Source organism: Rhabdothermincola sp. (assembly GCF_036846205.1).
Lineage (GTDB): Bacteria > Actinomycetota > Acidimicrobiia > Acidimicrobiales > Acidimicrobilacustridaceae > Rhabdothermincola.
Genome location: NZ_DAIUCK010000040.1, coordinates 1 through 19,437, shown reverse-complemented (window position 1 = coordinate 19,437; position 19,437 = coordinate 1). Strand labels below are relative to the sequence as shown.

20 protein-coding genes are annotated in these 19,437 nt (G+C 69.0%); 2 read left to right on the top strand and 18 right to left on the bottom strand.

Annotated elements, in window-relative coordinates; all coding sequences use genetic code 11:
- Genes V7004_RS07705 through V7004_RS07685 form a run of 5 tightly spaced genes read right to left on the bottom strand, consistent with a single transcriptional unit; the run spans position 1 to position 3,257 of the window.
- Positions 1–702 carry an ABC transporter ATP-binding protein gene (locus V7004_RS07705; RefSeq protein ID WP_334143172.1) on the bottom strand — a complete coding sequence of 234 codons (702 nt, stop codon included), beginning with the start codon at positions 700–702 and terminating at the stop codon, positions 1–3.
- 5 nt (positions 703–707) lie between these two features.
- Entirely contained in the window at positions 708–1,493 is a 786-nt protein-coding gene (locus tag V7004_RS07700) for an ABC transporter ATP-binding protein (protein ID WP_334143161.1), read from the bottom strand.
- Entirely contained in the window at positions 1,493–2,497 is a 1,005-nt protein-coding gene (locus V7004_RS07695; protein ID WP_334143171.1) for a rod shape-determining protein, read from the bottom strand. The genes V7004_RS07700 and V7004_RS07695 overlap by 1 nt, the downstream gene beginning before the upstream one ends.
- Before the next feature lie 2 nt (positions 2,498–2,499).
- Positions 2,500–2,727: a hypothetical protein gene (locus V7004_RS07690; protein WP_334143160.1), complete on the bottom strand. Its 228-nt coding sequence runs from the start codon at positions 2,725–2,727 to the stop codon at positions 2,500–2,502.
- Between the two features lie 2 nt (positions 2,728–2,729).
- Entirely contained in the window at positions 2,730–3,257 is a 528-nt protein-coding gene (locus tag V7004_RS07685; RefSeq protein WP_334143158.1) for a molybdenum cofactor biosynthesis protein MoaE, read from the bottom strand.
- 119 nt (positions 3,258–3,376) lie between these two features.
- Between V7004_RS07685 and V7004_RS07680 the strand changes: the two genes are divergently transcribed.
- The gene (locus tag V7004_RS07680) at positions 3,377–4,615 is read left to right on the top strand and encodes a S1C family serine protease (RefSeq protein ID WP_334143157.1); all 1,239 of its coding nucleotides are present in this window, start codon (positions 3,377–3,379) and stop codon (positions 4,613–4,615) included.
- 3 nt (positions 4,616–4,618) lie between these two features.
- Here V7004_RS07680 and V7004_RS07675 read toward each other — a convergent pair whose 3' ends face one another.
- On the bottom strand, positions 4,619–5,638 hold the full coding sequence (locus V7004_RS07675; RefSeq protein WP_334143155.1) for an NAD-dependent epimerase/dehydratase family protein: 1,020 nt from the start codon (positions 5,636–5,638) through the stop codon (positions 4,619–4,621).
- 37 nt (positions 5,639–5,675) lie between these two features.
- Here V7004_RS07675 and V7004_RS07670 point away from each other — a divergent pair, with 37 nt between their 5' ends.
- Positions 5,676–6,884 carry a zinc-dependent metalloprotease gene (locus tag V7004_RS07670; protein ID WP_334143154.1) on the top strand — a complete coding sequence of 403 codons (1,209 nt, stop codon included), beginning with the start codon at positions 5,676–5,678 and terminating at the stop codon, positions 6,882–6,884.
- A gap of 17 nt (positions 6,885–6,901) precedes the next feature.
- On the opposite strand, the gene V7004_RS07665 is transcribed toward V7004_RS07670, so the two are convergent.
- The 12 genes from V7004_RS07665 to V7004_RS07610 form a co-directional block, all read right to left on the bottom strand.
- Positions 6,902–8,494, bottom strand: a complete 1,593-nt coding sequence (locus tag V7004_RS07665) for an MFS transporter (RefSeq protein WP_334143153.1) — start codon at positions 8,492–8,494, stop codon at positions 6,902–6,904.
- Positions 8,495–8,516: 22 nt separating this feature from the next.
- Positions 8,517–9,236 carry a response regulator transcription factor gene (locus tag V7004_RS07660; RefSeq protein WP_334143152.1) on the bottom strand — a complete coding sequence of 240 codons (720 nt, stop codon included), beginning with the start codon at positions 9,234–9,236 and terminating at the stop codon, positions 8,517–8,519.
- Between the two features lie 65 nt (positions 9,237–9,301).
- On the bottom strand, positions 9,302–10,582 hold the full coding sequence (locus V7004_RS07655; RefSeq protein ID WP_334143151.1) for a sensor histidine kinase: 1,281 nt from the start codon (positions 10,580–10,582) through the stop codon (positions 9,302–9,304).
- Entirely contained in the window at positions 10,579–11,325 is a 747-nt protein-coding gene (gene phoU, locus V7004_RS07650) for a phosphate signaling complex protein PhoU (protein WP_334143150.1), read from the bottom strand. The genes V7004_RS07655 and phoU overlap by 4 nt, the downstream gene beginning before the upstream one ends.
- Positions 11,326–11,342: 17 nt before the next feature.
- Entirely contained in the window at positions 11,343–12,170 is an 828-nt protein-coding gene (pstB, locus tag V7004_RS07645; protein WP_442968026.1) for a phosphate ABC transporter ATP-binding protein PstB, read from the bottom strand.
- 38 nt (positions 12,171–12,208) lie between these two features.
- Complete coding sequence (gene pstA, locus V7004_RS07640) at positions 12,209–13,162, bottom strand: phosphate ABC transporter permease PstA (RefSeq protein WP_334143147.1); 954 nt, start codon at positions 13,160–13,162, stop codon at positions 12,209–12,211.
- 10 nt (positions 13,163–13,172) lie between these two features.
- Positions 13,173–14,096 carry a phosphate ABC transporter permease subunit PstC gene (pstC, locus tag V7004_RS07635; protein WP_334143146.1) on the bottom strand — a complete coding sequence of 308 codons (924 nt, stop codon included), beginning with the start codon at positions 14,094–14,096 and terminating at the stop codon, positions 13,173–13,175.
- Positions 14,093–15,124, bottom strand: coding sequence for a phosphate ABC transporter substrate-binding protein PstS family protein (locus V7004_RS07630; RefSeq protein WP_334143145.1), 1,032 nt, complete (start codon positions 15,122–15,124; stop codon positions 14,093–14,095). Before V7004_RS07630 ends, pstC begins: the two co-directional genes overlap by 4 nt.
- Before the next feature lie 171 nt (positions 15,125–15,295).
- Complete coding sequence (locus V7004_RS07625; protein ID WP_334143144.1) at positions 15,296–15,772, bottom strand: NUDIX hydrolase; 477 nt, start codon at positions 15,770–15,772, stop codon at positions 15,296–15,298.
- Positions 15,769–17,907 (bottom strand): RNA degradosome polyphosphate kinase, encoded by a 2,139-nt coding sequence (locus tag V7004_RS07620; RefSeq protein ID WP_334143143.1) that lies wholly within the window; start codon positions 17,905–17,907, stop codon positions 15,769–15,771. Before V7004_RS07620 ends, V7004_RS07625 begins: the two co-directional genes overlap by 4 nt.
- 39 nt (positions 17,908–17,946) lie before the next feature.
- Positions 17,947–18,228, bottom strand: coding sequence for a hypothetical protein (locus V7004_RS07615; protein ID WP_334143142.1), 282 nt, complete (start codon positions 18,226–18,228; stop codon positions 17,947–17,949).
- Positions 18,229–18,302: 74 nt separating this feature from the next.
- Positions 18,303–19,437: S1C family serine protease (locus tag V7004_RS07610; RefSeq protein WP_334143141.1), on the bottom strand; the 1,135-nt coding region annotated here is incomplete at its 5' end.

Genomic DNA, 19,437 nt, shown 5'->3' with positions numbered 1-19,437 from the left:
TCAGTACCCCAGGTAGGCCTTGCGGACGGCCTCGTCGCTCATCAGCTCGCTCGAGCTGCCCGACGTGGCGATGCGGCCGGCTTCGAGCACGTAACCTCTCGACGCGATCTCGAGGGCCAGGTTGGCGTTCTGCTCCACGACGAGCATGGTGGTGCCCATCTCCCGGTTGATCTCACGCAGGCGCTCGAACAGCTCGCGGGTGACCAGTGGCGCCAAGCCGAGGGACGGCTCGTCGAGCAGCAGGAGCCGGGGCCTGGACATCAGTGCCCGGGCAATGGCTAGCATCTGCTGCTCGCCACCGCTCATGCTCCCCGCGGCCTGACCGCGGCGCTCCGCGAGGCGGGGGAAGGTCTCGTACCAGCGGGCGATGTCGGCGTCGATCTCCCGGTCCTTACGCACGAAAGCCCCCGCTCGCAGGTTCTCCTCCACGGTGAGGTCCGCGATCGTGCCCCGGCCCTGCGGCACGTGCGCCACGCCGAGGCGGACGATCTCCTCGACCTTCTTGCCGACGATCGGCACGCCAGCGAACTCGACGATGCCCTGCACCTGGATCATCCCGCTCAGCGCCCGCAGGGTGGTGGTCTTTCCGGCACCGTTGGCGCCCAGGATGACCACCACCTCTCCCTCCGAGAGCTCGAAGTCGAGGCCGTGCAGGACGCTCACCGGCCCGTAACCGGCAACCAGCCCGCTCACCCGCAACATGGTGCTCACGCGGGTGTTCCCAGGTAGGCCTCGATCACCCGCTGGTCCTGCGCGACCTGGGCTGGTGGACCTTCGGCGATCTTGCGACCGAACTCCATGACCACGACCTTCTCGGAGATGCTCATCACCATGTTCATGTGGTGCTCGACGAGCAGGATCGTGAGCTCGAAGTCGTCGCGGAGCGTCCGGATGAGCTCGCCGAGCGCCGCCACCTCCTGGTGGGTCAGGCCGCTCGCCGGTTCGTCCAACATCAGGAGCCTGGGGCGGGAGGCGAGAGCACGAGCCAGCTCGATGCGCTTGAGCGTGCCGTACGGCAGGCCCACCGGCGGGCGGCCGGCGATCGCTTCCAGACCCAGCCGCTCCAGGATCGCCATGGCCTCGTCCCGTAAGCGCTTCTCCTCCCGCCGCCGGATCACATACCACGGGCTCGTTCCGAGCCCGCCCGCGCTCCGGGCGTGCGCCCCCACCCGGACGTTGTCGAGCACCGACAGGCCCGGAAAGAGCGCGAGGTTCTGAAAAGTACGGGTGACCCCGAGCCGTGCGATGTCGTGCGGGGGTATCGCCAGCAGGTCGTGACCATCGAAGGTGATGGACCCCTCGGTCGGCAGGTAGATGCGGCTGACGACGTTGAAGAACGTGGTCTTGCCTGCACCGTTGGGGCCGATCAAGGCACAGATCTGGCCCTCTTCGATGGTGAAGCTGAGCCCGTCGAGCGCGACCAGACCACCGAAGCGGACGCTCACGTCGTCGACCTCAAGCAGTGCCCGAGCAGCCGCGCCCGCCACTGCCATCAGATCCTCGCGTCCATGAACATGACCTTCAGATCGTCGAATGCCTCGATGCAATGACCGGCACCGAGCACCACGCACTCTAGAGGGGCATCGACCAGGTGAACCGGGATCTCGGTCTCCTGCTCCAAGCGCAGGTCGAGACCGCGCAGCATCCCGCCTCCGCCCACCAAGTGGATCCCCTGCTCGATGAGGTCCTGCGCCAGCTCCGGTGGCGCCTGCCCGAGGCAGGTGATGACGGTGTCGACCATCGCTGAGACCGGCTCATCGATGGCCTCTCGCACCTCCTCCGCGGAGAGGATCACCGTCTTCGGCAGGCCGCTCATCAGCTCCCGGCCCCGCACCTCCGCGGCGAACTCGTTCTCGGTGGGCCACGCAGAGCCGATCGTCACCTTGATCTCCTCGGCGGTGCGCTCACCGATGGCGATCCCGTATTCGCGGCGGATGTAGATCTGGAGGGCGGCGTCGATGTCGAACGAGCCCACCCGGACCGCCTCCAGAGCCACGACGCCCCCCAATGAGATCAACGCCACCTCGGACGTGCCGCCGCCGATATCGACCACCATGTTGCCGAGAGGCTCGTTGATCGGCAGACCCGCGCCGATCGCCGCGGCCATCGGCTGCTCGATGAGGTGGGCTTCCGACGCGCCGGCCCGTTTGGCGGCCTCGATGACCGCCCGGCGCTCGACCGCGGTGATGGCCGACGGAACACAGATCACGACCCGTGGGCGGTTCCACCGATTCACCCCGACCCGCTGGAGGAGCAGCCGGATCATGCGCTGGGTGATGTCGAAGTCGGTGATCGCCCCCTGACGCAACGGACGGACCGCGACGATGTAGCTCGGCGTGCGGCCGATCATCTGCCAGGCCTCGTGCCCCATCGCCAACACGTCCTGCGTGCGGCTGTTGAGCGCGATGACGGACGGCTCGTTCAAGACGATGCCCTCACCCCTCGCGTAGACGAGCGTGTTCGCAGTCCCGAGGTCGATGGCGAGGTCGCGAGCCAGCTTCAGTGCCTTTCGCCGTCGTGGGGCTGCCGGGACGCGAGCCGGCGGGCGCGCGAGCTGTGCCATCGAGGCGAGTCGCGGCCGGGATCGCGCCCGAGCGCCTTCATCTCCCGCTGGAACTCCTCGATGCTCGACATGAAAGTCTTCGGCCGGCGTTGCCGGTACCAGATGATGAGGGACCCGAGGATGCTGACGGCGATGGCCACGAGCAGGAAGACAGCGTTGCCCATGGCTACCCGCCTCCACCCATGGCCCCGCCGGACGGCGCGGCGCTGGCCCGTTCGATGTGCTGGGCGTCGACGCCCCAGCGGGCACCGCCATCCCAGAGCTCTCGCTTCCAGATCGGCACCGAGGACTTGAGCGTGTCGATGCCGAATCTGGCGGCCTCGAACGCCTCCTGCCGGTGCGGCGCGGACACGACCACGACCACCGACGACTGACCGACGGGCACGTGCCCGACCCGGTGCAACAGCACCACCCGACCGACGTCCGGCCACCGGGCGCGGATCTCAAGCGCGATGGCCGCGAGCCTCGGACCGGCATGCTCCTCGTACGCCTCATACTCGATGGCCGTGACGTCGTGGCGACCGGGTGCGTGATCGCGCACCGTGCCGCTGAACAGCACGACCGCCCCGCACCGTGGCAGCACCGCCCAGTCGGTCGCCATTCCGACCGGCAACGGCTGGGTGGTGAGGCCGATCCAATCGTCGCGATCGACAGGTGGCACCACCGCGCCAGTGGGGCTGAGGGGCACGTCCACGGCGGTCATGGTAGTGACCGCACCGCGCGGCACTCGATTCGCCGAGGAGTCGGCGGCTGCACGATTGCGGTGGTCGAGCCGCGGCCAGCGCCTGAGGGGGCGTCACTATCCTCGCCCTCATGGCGCACGACGACGAGCCCGACGAGTCCCTCGGGTTCCAGCCGCCATTGCCCCCGGAGGACCGGCTGTGGCGCCACCCATCGGAGCTCGGCCCGGCCGGCGCACACCAGCCGATCACCATCGTGGAACGGCCCCGTGCCCCGACTCGTACCTGGCTGGTCGGCGTGGTGGCCTTCCTGCTCGGCGGGGCGGCCACCCTGGCGGCGCTCGAGGTCTCCGGGGCCTTCGACGATCACCCCGGCCCACCGGCAGTCGAGACCATCGCCCTACCCGTCCCCAAGAATCCGGGCGCCGACGACCTCGCGCTCGCCGAGCAGGTCCTGCCCGCGGTGGCCCGGATCGACGCTCACTCCGCGGCCGGCAGCCGCGGCGGAACCGGTGTGGTGATCCGCACCGATGGCGTACTGCTGACCTCGGCCGACGCGGTCGACGGCGCCGACGCGATCACGGTGACCTTCAATGACCACCAGGTGCTCGGTGGCACCCTGGTGGGGCTCGACCACGAGAACGACATCGCGGTGGTGAAGGTCGAGCGGGGTGACCTCCCGACCGCGACCATCGGCCAGCCCGGTTCACTCGAGCTCGGCGAGCGGGCCATGGCCATCTCGACCGTCGCCGGCCAGCCGGGCTCGCCGCTGGTAGGGGTCGGCCTGGTGAGCGGGCTGGGCGAGCGGGTGGACCTCCCGGGGGGTGACTCGATGCACGGGATGATCCGTGCGAACCTCCGCATCCCGGAGGAAGCCACCGGGGCACCGCTCATCGACGAGTCGGGCGCGGTCGTAGGGGTGGTGACCAGGCGTGGCGCCTCCGGATCCGGCGGGAAGAACGATGGCGAAAACCGCTCCGGAGGCTCGACGGACCGGGGCCAGCGTCTTGAAGTGCGGTTCGCCACCCCGATCGACTGGGCGAAGCGCCTGTCGGACGAGATCCTGCTCACCGGCCGGGTGTCGCCGGTGTGGCTCGGCATCGAAGGTACGGACCTCACCGACTCGGAGATCGACGCGCTCGGCCGCGGGGGCGTGAAGGTGGCCCGGGTGAGCGACGGGTCGCCTGCGTCGCAGGCCGGACTCACCCCCGGCGACGTCGTCACCAGGATCGACGACCGGCCGATCACCACCATCTCGGAGCTGATCGTCGAGGTGCGATCTCACCATGCCGGGGACACGGTGCGGTTGGCGTTCCTGCGAGGAGGCGAGCAGGACGTCACGCTGGTCACCCTCACGACGAAAAGCCCGTGACCCTCAGCGACGTCGCTGCCGCCGGCGCAGGAGCCACCCCAGACCGAAGACCGTCCCGGCGAGCACCAAACCGGCACCGGCCAACGACAGCTCCTGGCGGGTACGGGGGCTCATCGAGCGCAACGGCCCTGCCCGGTCCGCGGCGATGTAGGCCTCTTCGTTGGTGAACGCCGGCTTCCAGCCAACAGCTCGCAACCGGTCGTTCGCGACGACCCATGGGTGGAGCGCGTAGGAAAGCAGCTCGGGCGGTGCATCGCCCAGCCCGACGCGCAGCCCCACTCGCCGCAACCAGCGCACCGAGCCAGCAGGCAAACGCAGCCGTGGCGCGGGGCCACCGAGGTCGTGCCACACCTCCGCGGTGAGCCACCCGTCCGGAGCGACGTTGAACGGGCCATCGAGCCGCCCGCGCCAGGCCACCTCCAGAGCAGACACCACGTCCTCGACGTGCACGAACTGGCGAGGGGGATCGGCGTCACCGACCTGCAGGCCTCCGCTCCGCCACAGCGAGCGACGGAACCAGGCGGCCGTGTCGGCCGAGACCATGACCACCGGGCGCAGGATGGCCACCGACGCGCCCGGGTTGTCGTCGCGCCAGGAGGCAGCCAGGCGCTCGAGCTCCGCCATCGACGACACCGCGGGCAGGCGCGGGTCGGGCCGCGCGGGCGCGTCCTCGGTCAGGGGCACCGGGTTGTCGGGCCACGCTCCGTACACCATCGCCGACGACAGCACGACCACCTGCCGGACCCCGGCCTTCGTCGCGGCCCCCAGAGCAGCGCGGACGGCGGCGAGATCGATCTCGGCTCCACCCCGTCCGTCCAGATCCGGACCCCGACCCGATCCGAGGACCATGAGCGTCCCCGCACCGGCGAAGGCCGCCTCGTCCACGGGACCGTCACGCATCGTCCGCAGATCGACGCTCCCCGGGGACAGGCGACTCAGCAGCCGTTGCCCGATCAGGCTGCCGGCACCGAGGATCACGGTGGGCAGGGTGGACGGATCGAGCACGGAAACCGGGGCGGTCACGCGTCAATCATGCCCTGCACCCGCCTACCATGCCCTTGTGAGCGGATCACGCGACGACAACCCGTTCGGGAGCAGCGACCCGTTCCGGGGCCTGCCGATCTTCGGTGATCTCGCGCGGCTGTTCCAGCAACAGGGTCCCGTCGCCTGGGACGCGGCTCGCCAGCTCGCCGTGTCGATCGCCACTGGCGGCGAGCCGGAGCCGAACGTCGACCCGATCGATCGGATCAGCATCGAGCAGCTGGCCCGGGTCGCGGAGCTGCACGTGGCCGATGCCACCGGGCTGCCGACCTCGGTCACCGGCACGGGCCTGTCAATCGTGCCGGTCACCCGCGCCCAGTGGGCGCTTCGCACCCTGGAAGCCTACCGGCCGCTGTTCGAGGAGCTCGCCGGCTCGCTGGACCACGAGCACCACGAACCGGCCACGGAGCCGATCGAGCCCGGCGATCCCATGGCGTGGATGGCGCCGCTCATGCAGATGATCGGTCCGATGATGCTCGGCATGACCGCGGGCAGCATGGTCGGCCACCTGGCTCGACGTGCGTTCGGCCAGTACGAGCTGCCCATCCCCCGCCCGGCGAGCGACGAGCTGATGGTGGTGCCCGCCAACCTCGACGCGTTCGGCGACGCCTGGAGCTTGCAACGTGACGACCTGCGACTCTGGGTCTGCCTGTCGGAGGTCGCCCACCACGCGGTGCTCGGTGTCCGGCACGTGCGGTCACGCCTGGAGGAGCTGCTCCACCAGTACCTATCGGGCTTTGAGGGCAGTGAGGGTGGGATCGGGGAGCGCCTTGGCGGCCTCGAGCTCAGCGACCCCTCCCAGCTCGGCGAGCTGCAGGCGCTCTTCAGCGATCCCGAGGTCCTCCTGGGGGCCATCCAGTCCCCGGCACAACGAGCGATGCTGCCCCAGCTCGAGGCGTTACTGGCCGCGATCGTGGGCTACGTCGACCATGTGATGGACGAGGTGGGAGCGAAGCTCATCACCGACTACCACCGGCTCACCGAGGCGCTGCGACGGCACCGGGTGGAAGCCCGCCCCTCCGATCGGTTCGTGGAACGGCTCTTCGGTCTCGAGCTCACGCAGGCGCAGTACGAGCGCGGCGAGCGGTTCGTGGAAGGCGTGCTGGAGCGGGCCGGCCCCTCGGGCCTGACCCGACTGTGGGAGTCGGAGCGCACGCTGCCCACGCCCGCCGAGATCGACGCGCCGGGCCTCTGGTTGGCCCGCATCGAGCTCCCCGACATGGGCTGACCGGCGCGCTCGGCCTCTCAGCCCTCCGATGGTGCGGGCCGTTCCTCAGGCTCGCGCCAGGGAGGCTCGGGGTAGTCGAAGCTCTCGTCGAGAGGCAGCGGCGGCTGCACCATCGAGGGACCCTGGTCCGTCCCGGGGGGGCGCGGATCCGGCGCGCTCGGCCGGGCGCCGTTCACCGCGGCACCAGCTCCGAGCCCGGCTGGTTGTTCCACGTCAGGGTCGTCGAGACGCCGGGACAGGAAGCCGGGAGGCGGCTCCCAGCTCGGGGGCTGGTCCGGAGGCGTTCGCTTCCACGGGCGGCCCCGCCGTTCGCCCGCTCCGGTCCGGTCGTCGGGGACCTCGCCAGGGGTCGACGGCGTGCGGCCGCGGCCGGGAGGGATCCCCCGGCGGCGGGGCGAGACGTGCCCGCGCCTCACCCGCCAGAGCCCGACCACGTACCAGACCACGGCCCCAGCGGCCGTCAGGCCCACCAGCACGAAGCCCAACCGCGCGGGGATCGGAACCACGATCGGGACCAGGGCGCCGATCACCCAGTAGAGCTGGAAACGGGTTTCGAAGCGGGCGAAGGAGCGTCCGCGGTTGGCGTCCGGGGCGTCCCGTTGGATGATCGCATCGAACGCCTGCTTCGCCGCGCTCGACGCAGCGCCGACGATCATGGGGAGCAGCGCCGCCGCCGGGACCCCTCCGATGAACGCGCACAGCAACCCACCGATGCCGGTGACGACCAGGCTCGACGCGAGGATCTGCTCCTCGTCGGCCAGCTTCCGCAAGCGGGGCGCAGCCACCGCTCCGAGGAAGAAGCCGAGCTGGGCGGCCGCGGCAGCCACCCCCAGGTGCCATGCCGGCGCCCCCTGGTTCTTGAAGTCGAAGGCCAGCATGAAGACCAGGAAGCCGACGATGCCCCGCACGGCGCCCATCGCGACCGATGCCAGGAAGATGGCTGCGCTTCGCAGCTCCATCCGCTCGATCTCGCCCGGTGGTTCCAGCGCGACCTTGGCGGGCGGCAACTGCAAGGCCATGGCTGTGGCCGCGGCGAACGCGACGAGCGCGAGGGCGAGCGTCCAGCCCGGGCCTCCCAGCTTGAACAGCAGCCCTCCCGGTAGCACCGCGACCACCACCGCGATGGCCGAGAGCACCGTCAACTTCGAGTTGGCCTCCACCAGTTCGCGGTCGGACCGGACGGTGGTGGGCACCACCGCGCTCTTGGAGATCGTGTAGGCCTTGCCCAGCACCAGCATCAGGAAGGCCTCTGGGTAGAAGAGGATGCTGTTGAGGTGGCGGATGACCAGGAAGCACAGGATGGCCCGCGCCACCATCGAGCCCACGATCACCCAGCGGCGGCCGCCCCGCACCCGGTCCAGTGCGGGCCCGATGAGGGGTGCGGCCACCGCGAACGGGGCGATGGTGAGCAGCAGGTAGAGCGCGACCCGGTATCGGGCGGCGTTGAAATCGAGGGCGAAGAACACCGACCCGGCCAAGGCGATGGCGAAGAGCGCGTCGCCCGCGACGCCGAGGGCATGGGTGCGGGCCAGCCGAGCGAAGGGGGAGGTCGCGAACGGGCGGCGCGGGTCCCGCGAACCAGGGATCGCGGAGCCAGGCGAGGCCGTCACTCGCCCCATCGTAGGAGCGGCGTCAGCTCCGCGGGGCCTCGTACTTGTACCCGAGCCCACGGATCGTCACGATCCTGACGGGGTGCGCCGGGTCCTCCTCGATCTTGGATCGTAGGCGCTTGATGTGCACGTCGAGGGTCTTGGTGTCACCGACGTAGTCGGCCCCCCAGACCCGGTCGATCAAAACGTCCCGGGTGAGCACCCGGCCGGCATTCTCGAGCAGGAGTGAGAGCAGCTCGAACTCCTTGAGCGGGAGGCGCACCTCCTGGCCTCGGACCGTCACCTCGTGACGCAGGTGATCGACGGTGACGTCACCCACCGAGACGACGTCCTCGACCTCCTCCCCCGGGAGCAGGCGAGTGAGATCGGCGCCGCTGCGCCTCCGCAGCACGGCCCGCATGCGGGCCACCAGCTCCCGCAGCCGGTAGGGCTTGCTGACGTAGTCGTCGGCCCCCACCTCCAGCCCGACCACCGTGTCGATCTCCGCGCCCTTCGCGGTCACCATGATGATCGGGACGTCCGAACGCGACCGCAACTCGCGACAGACATCGACACCGGACACCTTGGGGAGCATCACGTCGAGCAGCACCAGATCGGGCTTGAGGTCGTCGAACCTGTCCAGCGCCTCGGCCCCGTCGCGGGCAACGCTGACCTCGAAGCCTTCCCGGCTGAGCCCGATGGTCAAGGCCTCGACGAAGGAGTCCTCGTCCTCGACCAGCAGGACCGACGTTGCCCGAGCCATCTCTACCTGTCCACCTCTCTGCTCAACGCTCACTCAGCGGGCCATCCGGGCAGCCATCCCGGTGGTCATCCGGCCTCGGCCCGGTCATCCGCACCATCACGAGGGGTGTCGAGGGCCACGGGCCCGCTCGCGGTCGGCAAACGGAGCGTGAACGTCGAGCCCTCGCCCAGCCGCGACTCAACGTGCACCGATCCCGCGTGGTTGTTGACCACGTGGCGGACGATCGCCAGACCGAGCCCCGTCCCACCAGTCTGGCGGCTGCGCGCGTGGTCGACCCGGTAGAAGCGCTCGAACACCCGCTCGAGGTCGCCCGCGGGGATCCCGATGCCATGGTCCCGGACCGCGATCTCCACGTCGATACCGTCCGTGCCAGCCCACACCTCCACCGTCGAGTCCTGATCGGAGTACTTCACCGCGTTGTCGAGCAGGTTGTAGACCGCGGACACGAGCTGTCGGCGGTCACCCAGGACGGCGAGCCGGCGAGCCGGCTCCTCGACGTGGATGCCGATGCCGGCCTGCTCGGCCGCGGGGCGGATGCGCTCGACCGCCTCGGCCAGCACGAGGTGGACCGGCACCGGGTGGCGGTGCGGCAGCTCGCTGCTCTCGATCCGGCTGAGCTCGAGCAGGTCCTCGATCGTGCGCCCGACCCGGAACGCCTCGGTCTGGATCCGCTCGGCAAGGCGCTGGCGGACGGCCGGATCATCTTCAGCGAGCAGCGTCTCAGCCAGCAGTCCCAGGGCGCCGACGGGGGTCTTGAGCTCGTGGCTGATGTTGGCAACGAAGTCGCGACGTACGGCCTCGAGGCGTCGCCGCTCCGAGATGTCCTCGATCACCGCCAAGGCGCCGATCCCGCGCATGGACGGGAGCGGGACAGCCTCGATGACCAGCGTACGCCGAGGTGGACCGAACAGGTCCAGGACCCGGTTGCCGCTCCGGCCGGCCACCGCCTCAGCAACCAACTCGTCGACCGCCGCCTGCACCAGGGCGTCTGCGTGGCGTGCCCCCGCGAACGCGGACGCCACCTCGTTCTGGAAGACCAGCCCACCCGTTTCGTCCGCGATCACCACCCCTTGGGGAATGGCGTCGAGGGCTCGTTCCAGCGTGCTCTGCAGGTCAGCGGCTTCGTCGAGCACGGCCAGCGCCTCGTCGACCGCCCGGTCCAGCCTGCCCACCGCGCCAGTCAGGCCACGCTCCGCTGACGATGGGGGTTGGCCACCTGCCAGGCGATCGATGGCCGCTTCGAGCGCAGTGCTCATCTGCCGCTCACGCCTCCTGGCGACGAGGAGCCAGGTCAGCGTCGCCCCCGTGAGCAGCCCCACGAGACAACCGAGCACGAATGGGGTCATGGCCCGTCGCCGTCGACCCTCGCGGCATCGTCCGAACCCATCGCCTGGCGGGCAGCGGCGCGGGCCTTGGCCCGTGCCGCACCACCGTGCTCAGGGAGCCAGCCCGTCACCATGTACTGCACCCGGGTACCGATGTTGACGGCGTGGTCGCCGATGCGCTCGTAGTACCGGCCGATCAGCGCGAGCTGCACCGCTGCCTCGAGATCGATCGAGCCGGTGTGATGGGATTCGAAGATGGCCTGGATGTAGTCCTTGTGGAGGGCATCGAGCTGGTCGTCCATGTCGTCGAGCGCCGCGGCCAGCCCGGCGTTGTGCTCGACGTAGGCGTCGATGGCCAACCGGAACAGCCGTTGGGCTTCCTCGCTCATCCGTTCGATGAGCCCGCGGAGCTTGGGGTCGAACTGTGCGCCATAGATCCGGCGAGCCCCTTTGGCGACGTTGACCATCAGGTCACCGGAGCGCTCGAGCTCCGAGGCCAGACGGATGGCCGTCACGATCGAGCGCAGATCGCTCGCCATGGGCTGCTGGAGGGCGAGGATGTGATAGCAGCGATCCTCGATGTCCACCGCCAGCTCGTCGAGGATGTCGTCGTCCTCGATGAGCTGCTGGGCGCCCCGCAGATCGTTGTTGAGCAGCACCTCCGTGCCCCGGGGGATGAACTCGGTGACGAGCGCCGCGAGCCTGACGATGTCGTCACGGATGGCATCGAGCTCCTGGTGGAACGTCTTGCGCTGCTCTTGCACGTGGGCCTCCTCAGCGCTCAGCCGAACCGGCCGGTGACGTAGTTCTCGGTCCGCGCATCGCTGGGATTGGCGAAGATCGTTTCGGTGAAGTCGTACTCGACGAGCAAGCCGGTACGAGCATCGCCGTCCGCACTGACCTCGGTGGTGAAGAAGGCCGTGCGGTCGCTGACCCGGGCTGCCTGCTGCATGTTGTGGGTGACGATCACGATCGTGTAGTCGCGCTTCATCTCCTGCATGAGGTCCTCGATGCGGGCCGTCGCGATCGGATCGAGAGCCGAGCACGGTTCGTCCATGAGCACCACTTCCGGCTCCACCGCGATGGCCCGTGCGATGCAGAGTCGCTGCTGCTGACCACCCGAGAGGCTCATGGCCGACGACTTGAGCCGGTCCTTGACCTCGTCCCACAACGCAGCCCCGCGCAGCGCTCGCTCGACGATGTCGTCCAGGTTGCCCTTGACCCCCGCGATGCGCGGGCCGAAGGCCACGTTGTCGTAGATGGACCTGGGGAAGGGGTTCGGCTTCTGGAAGACCATGCCGATCCGACGCCGGACCTCGTTGGCCTCGACCCGAGGATCGTAGAGGTCGACGCCGTGGTAGAGCACCTGGCCCTCCACCCGAGCCGACTCGATGAGATCGTTCATCCGGTTGAGGCACCGCAGGACCGTCGTCTTGCCGCAACCCGACGGGCCGATGAAGGCGGTGATCTCGTGCTGGTGGATCTCGACCGACACGTCGCGAACGGCCCGGAACGACCCGTAGTAGACGTTGAGGTCACGGATGTCGAACACCACCGGTCGATCCACGCGTACCGGCTGCTCGGCGGAGACCGCAGGGCGGGACTCCAGGTCGATCCGGAGCGGCTCGGAGGTCGTGGAGTCGGTCGTCACGTCTGCCTCTTCTTCTCGTATCGGTTGCGCAACACGATGGCACCCGCGTTGGCGAGAAGCACGACCACCAGCATGACCACGATCGCCGCGGCGGTGTTCGCCCGGAACCCCGCCTTGGCTTCGCCCGCCCAATCGGCGATGAGCGCGGGCATGGCAGTGAACTGCTCCCTGAGGGCGCTGGGGTCGAACCAACCCGGATTCGACCCCAGGCGGCCGAGGACGGCGCCCACGAGCAGAAGCGGTGCCGCCTCACCGAGGGCGCGGGCCAGGCTGAGTACGGTCCCGGTGAGAATCCCCGGTGCGGCGTAGGGCAACACGTGGTGGCGGATCACCTCCCAACGCGTCGCCCCGACCCCGAAGCCAGCCTCCCGGATGCCGTCAGGCACCGCTCGTAGGGCCTCGGCCGAGGTGATGATCACGATGGGCATCACCAGCACCGCCACCGTGAGACCCGCCGCGAGCACTGACTTCCCACCGGTGAGGTCACCGAGCGCCTTCACGAACACCGCGAAGCCCAAGATGCCGTAGACGATCGAGGGCACCCCCGCCAGGTTCCGGATCGCTGTGTCGATCATCCTGGTCATCCGGTTGTGGACGGCGTACTCCTCGAGGTACACGGCCGCGCCGATGCCGATGGGGAACGCGACCACCACCACGATCAAGCCGATCCAGAACGAGCCCTTCAACGCTTGGGAGATCCCTGCCCGATCCGGATTGGAGTTCGTCGTCGCCGTGAGGAAGTCACCCAGCCGGCTGGACAGCACGGGCCACCCCGCGACCACCTGGCTGGTCAGCAGCACCACCAGGACGCCCACCGAGAGGGCGAGTGCGCTCAACAAGGCAACCTTGAACACCGCGCCCGACACGTCGGTGCGACGTTCGGTCAGCTCGGCCCGGACTGAGGCAGCCGCTGCCTTGCCTCCCTGCCCGATGGTGGTCACGAGCGCCATGGCACGAACCTCAGTAGGCGTGGCGGACCTTCCGGACGAACCGGTCGGCCACCAGGTTGAGCAGCAGGGTGGTGAAGAACAACAGGAGGCCGATGAAGAACAGGCTCTGGAAGGCCAGACCCTCCCCCGCCACCTGATCGGTTCCCCGGGCTTGTGTGGCCATCGCCGCGGTCATGGTGAGTCCCTGGTCGAGGGGATCCACGGTGAACAGCGCTCCACCCCCGCCGCCGGCGGCGATGAGCACCACCATGGTCTCCCCCACAGCCCTCGACACGGCCAGGATGAACGCCGCCACCAGGCCGGAGATGGCTGCCGGCACGACCACCCGCAGCACCACCGTCATCTTCCGGGCGCCCATGCCGTACGCCCCTTCCCGCAGGGCCTGGGGAACCGAGCGCAAGGCGTCTTCCGACACGGCCGCCATCAGCGGGATGGTCAGGATCCCCACGCCGATTCCCGCAGCGAGCAGGTTCGACTGGGGCGCGTCGGTGAAGATCCGCCGGATGACCTCCGGTGAGATGACGGTGAGAGCGAAGAAGCCCAGCACCACGCTGGGGATCCCGGCGAGGATCTCGAGCGAGGGTTTCAGCAACCGCCGCACCCTGGTGCCGGCGTATTCGCTGAGGTAGATCGCGGCCCCCAGCCCGATCGGCACGGCGATGACCATGGCGATCACCGCCACCAGGATGGTGCCCACGATCACGGTGCGCAGGTCGAACTGGCCGCGCCGGGGGAACCAACCGTCGGACCACAGCGAGCCCAGGTCCACCTGGCGGACGAAGGACCATGCCTCGCCGAACAGCGAGCCGATGATCAGGGCACTGATGACGATCGAGACGAACGCCATGACGAAGAATGCCCAGCGGACCTGCGCGTTCCTCCGCCGGCGGGCAGGGTTGCCCTGCAGATCGGCGATCGACAGTGGTGCGGTCACCGGCCCCCGTCGCGGGTGCCGGCCGTGCGGTCGGCCCAGATCGTCCGGGTCTGCTCGATCTGGTCCGCCGGCAGCGAGATGTAGCCCGCCTCCTCAACCGCCTTCAAGCCGTCGTCGGAGAGGTAGAAGTCCATGTAGTCCGCCAGCGCAGCGTTGGTCTCCGCCTTGCTCTTGTTCACGTAGACGTACAGGGAACGCGACAGGGGGTAGGAGCCGTCGGCAATCGTCTCGGACGTGGGGCTGATGCAGCTGCCCTCCTTGTCCTTGATCGCAATCTCCTTGATCTGGTCGCCGGCCTCCTCCGCGAAGGCGAACCCGACCCAGCCGAACGGGGTCTTGCTGCCCTCCATCGCTTGGAGGATGGCGTTGTCATTCGACTGGGAGGTGTAGTCGGGACGCAGGGTCTTCACGTCATCTTTGGCGATCTTGCCTTCCTCTGCTCGCTTGGCCGCGATCTTCTCCGTCGCCAGCTCGATGAAAGCATCGTAGGTGCCTGACTCCGTCCCCGGCGCGGTGATGTCGAGGCGGGCGTCGGGGAACGTGGTGGTCGAACCGAGCTCGGCCGCCAGGGCCGCGGCGTCCTTCCAGTTGTTGAAGCCTCGTGACTCAGGACCGACGATCGCGTACAGGTCCTCCTTGGCGAGGCAGTCCACGGACTCATTCGCCGGGTTGGTCATGACCGTGAGACCGTCGAATGCGATCTTCAGCTCGATGAACTCGATCCCCTTGGCGGCGCAGGCATCCGCCTCCTCCTTCTTGATCGGCCGGGAGGCGTCGGAGACATCGGTCTCGCCGTTGCAGAAGAGCTTGAACCCGTCGCCCGTACCCGGCCCGTCGACGGTGATCTGCGCGCTCGACCCCGCGTCCTCGAACAGCTCGGCCACCAGCTGGGAGATGGGTTGCACCGTGGAGGATCCCGACACCATCACCTTCCCGCCGGCGCCGCCGGTCGTGGCCTTCGTGGAGGTCGAGTCACTCCCACCGCAGGCCGCGGCCAGCAGCGCCAAGCCGCCCATGAGGAGCACCATCGCCGACCCTGGTCGCCTGTTCGATCGCACGCAGCTTCTCCTTGGTGGACTCGGAACGGACGTGCACGGATTCGCCTTCGCGGGGCGATCCGTGCCTTTCACCGATCCGGACCGTACGAGGACCAGGTAACGCGATCGGGCTCCGGAGATGAGCAAGAGTCGAACGATGGGTTACGAGCGGGTGAACGACTCCAGAACGGTCCGGTCATGAGGGTAGGTGAGCTGGTCGACCGCCGCGTCGAGATCCAACCATCGCAGCTCGTCGACCTCCGCGTTGGGTTCGAATGCCCCTCCCGCCACGGTCATCGCCCAGTAACGCACCCGCTTGCGACGGCCCCGGTGATCGATGTAGGTGACGGGGGACAGCTCCTCGCCGAGCCTGCACTCCATGCCCGTCTCCTCCTCGACCTCCCGTAGGGCAGCCTGCTCCGCCAGCTCCCCGGGCTCGAGCTTGCCCTTGGGGAAGGTCCAGTCGTCGTACCTGGGGCGATGGACGATCGCCACCTGCCATCCGCGGCCGTGCGGGCGGCAAACCACGCCTCCCGCGGCCTCCACCTCGTAGGCGCCGTCGTGTCCCGCACCCGCACGAGCCGCGAGGTCCATCGGCCGCTCACCACTCACCGACCCGATCCAGCCTCCGTCGGTCATGCCGTCCGTCGGGCCAGGGCCAGCTCCTGCAGGCGGCGGTGCGTCTCGACCTCACCGGCACCCTCCACGTGTCGCCACGTGCCGTCGGGGCACAGCTCCCAGGCAAGCGTGTCGTCAGCGAAGGACACCGCGAGGATCTCATCGAGCTGGGCCCGCAGCGCCGGGGCCTCGACCGGGACGAGAGCCTCCACCCGCCGGTCCAGGTTGCGTGGCATGAGGTCGGCGGAACCGATGTAGTAGGCGGGCACGCCGTCGCCGGCACCCTCGGAGGAGCCGCCGTGCTCGAAGCGGAAGATGCGCGAGTGCTCGAGGTAGCGCCCCACGATCGAGCGGACCCGGATCGTGTCCGACAATCCCGGCACCCCTGGCCGCAGGCTGCAGATACCCCGTACCAGCAGATCGATGCGGACACCGGCCCGCGACGCGGCATAGAGCGCGTCGATCATCTCGGCGTCGACCAGGCTGTTCATCTTCATGGTGATCCGGCCTGCGGCACCGGCGCGCGCTTCGCGCTCGATGAGCGAGCGGATCGCACCCCGCAGGTCACTCGGGGCCACCAGGAGCTTCTTGAACTCGGGCTCCCGGGCATAACCGGTCAACAGGTTGAACAACTGTGTCAGGTCGGAGCCGATGTCAGGATCGCAGGTCAGCAGGCCCAGATCCTCGTAGAGACGGGCGGTGCGCGGGTTGTAGTTGCCGGTCCCGATGTGGCAGTAGCGACGGATCCCTTCGCTCTCCTCCCGGACCACCAGCGTGGTCTTGGTGTGGATCTTCAACCCCACCAGCCCATACACGACGTGGACTCCCGCCTTCTCGAGCTCTCGGGCCCAGACGATGTTCTTCTCCTCGTCGAAGCGGGCCTTGAGCTCGACGAGCGCGGCGACCTGCTTGCCCCGCTCGGCAGCGCGGATCAGGGACTGGATGATCGAGCTGTCACCCGACGTGCGGTAGAGGGTGATCTTGATGGCGAGGACCTTCGGGTCGTTCGAGGCTTGACGGATGAACTCCTCGACCGAGGTCCCGAAACTCGTGTACGGGTGGTGGACGAGCACGTCGCCGGCGCGGATGACGTTGAAGAAGCTCACCCCGCGCTCCTCCCGGCTCGCCAGCCGCCCCTCGGTGATCGGCACCCACACCGGGTCCTTGAGATCCGGACGATCGAGCGCGTGCACCGACCACAGCCCGCCCAGATCGAGCGGCCCTGCCTGCCGGTAGACGTCTTCCTCCTCGACGTCGAGCTCCCGCCGGAGCAGGTCGAGGATCTCGCCGGAGATCTCGTGGTCGACCTCGAGACGGACGGCACGCCCGAACCGGCGGCGGCGCAGCTCCATCTCCACCGCCGCGAGCAGGTCGTCGGCCTCTTCTTCCTCGAGCGTGAGGTCCGCGTTGCGAGTCACCCGGAAGGAGTGGTGTGAGCCGATCTCCATGCCGGGGAACAGCGAACCGAGGTGGGCGGCGATCACCTGCTCGAGGGGCACGAACCGCTCCCCGTCGGGCATCACCACGAACCGCGGGAGCAGGTTCGGGACCTTGACCCGGGCGAACCGGCGCGACCCCGTCTGGGGATCGTGGACGATCACGGCCAGGTTGAGCGAGAGATCCGAGATGTACGGGAAGGGGTGCCCGGGGTCGACGGCCAGCGGGGTGAGCACGGGGAAGATCCGCTCCTCGAAGACTTCGTCGAGATGCTTGCGGTCGTCGTCGTCGAGCTCGTCGTAGCTCGAGAAGACGATCCCCTTCTCCGCCAGCGCCGGCACGACCTGGGTCAGGAAGACGTCCTGCTGGTGGCGGCAGAGCGCGTCGACCCGGTCGCGGATGTCGAGGAGCTGCTGGGCGGCCGTCCGCCCGTCGGGGGTCGTGCTGGAGACCCCGGCTGCGACCTGATCCTTCAGCCCGGCGACCCGCACCTGGAAGAACTCGTCGAGGTTCTGACTGAAGATGGCCAGGAACTTGACCCGCTCGAGTAGGGGGACGTTCGGGTCCTCGGCCAGGTGCAGCACCCGGGCGTTGAAGTCGAGCCAAGAGAGCTCGCGGTTGAGGAACCGGGCCGGGCTCGCAGCGAGCTCGTCGGCTGGCGGGACCTCGAGCGGCGCGCCGATCGTGTTCGTGGTGATCACGGGGGGCGAGCCGGACATGAATCCACAGTAGCGATGGACCGCCGGCTCAGGACGGGCTCAGCGAGTGGGCACGAGCTCCTCGTCCTCGGGGAAGCCCAGATCCCACTCGAGGATGAGGTGCTCACGCTCGGCATCGCGCGCCACCCGCTCCCGGTTCCGGCGGAACTGCGGATCGTGTGGGGGGAGCAGTAGCAGGCGGGCCATCGCCCGATCACGGAACGCGTCGATGACCGCCCGGTCACCGAACTCCGAACGCACCTCCCAGTGGGGCGCGACCGGGCCGAGGTAGACGATCTTCACGGCTCCCCGCGGTGGTTCCTCTGGTTCGACGCTGGTCATGGACTGGTGGCCTCTCTGACTCGATCGGGACCGCGAGCGTACCCCGCTCCCGGGCGGCATGGTTCCCGGCGCGCTCAGTTGCCGCCGAGCCGGCTCCCCAGCTCGACGGTGATCTCGGTCTTGCGACCGGCCCGCTCGATCTCGACGGTGATCTCGTCACCGGCGTCGTGAGACCGGATGATGGCGAGCACGTCCTCCCGGGATCGCACCCGCTGGCCGTCGATGCGGGTGATGACATCACCGATCCGTAGGCCCGAGCGATCCGCCGCCGTGCCCGGCTGCACCTCGGTGATCAGGGCACCGTTGGACGCGCTGACGTCGTACTGGTCGAGGACCGCGTCGGGCACCGAGTTCACCGACTCGGTGACCACCCCGAGAAAGGCGGACGACGGGGTGATCATCCCCCGGCCCTGCTTGAGCTCGTCGATCAACGGCTTCACGGCGTCGATAGGGATGGCGAAGCCGATGTTCTGGGCGTCACTGATGATCGCGGTGTTGATGCCGATCACCCGGCCCTGCACGTCGAGGAGGGGTCCACCGGAGTTGCCCGGGTTGATGGCGGCATCGGTCTGGATGAGACCACGCAAGGTGATCTCGGGGGTCTGAATCGTGCGGTCGGTGGCCGACACGATCCCTCGCGTCACGCTTGGCGTCCCGCCCAGGTTGAGGGCGTTGCCGATGGCGACCACCTCGTCGCCGACCTGGATCGAGCTGGAGCTTCCCAGCTCCGCGGGGACCAGAGACGGGCCGTCGACCACCCTGATCAGCGCGATGTCGTCGTTCGGGAACCCTCCCACCAGGGTCGCTTCATGCTCGGTGCCGTCATGGAGGGTGACCCGCACCGACGACGCGCCGCCGATGACGTGCCAGTTGGTGAGGATGTAGCCGTCCTCGCCGACCACCACCCCGGTGCCGGCTCCTCCGTAGAGCCCCGACGACGAGGCGGTGTCCGTATGGACCGTGACCACCGACGGTTGGGCCTTGCGAAGCAGGGTCTGGATGTCGAGCGCGGCTCCCGATTCCAGCGTGCTTCGAGCGGTGCCACGCTGCCCCGAGTCACGGTCGAAGACCTGCAGCAGGCCCGCGGTGAGCAGCGCGGCGAGCAGGGCGCTGGCGAGCGCCACGACCACGACGGTCGGCAAGCTCGCCGATCGGGCTGGGGAGGCCACCGGTGCCCGGTCGCCGGGCAAGGGTGGGAGCGAGATCGGC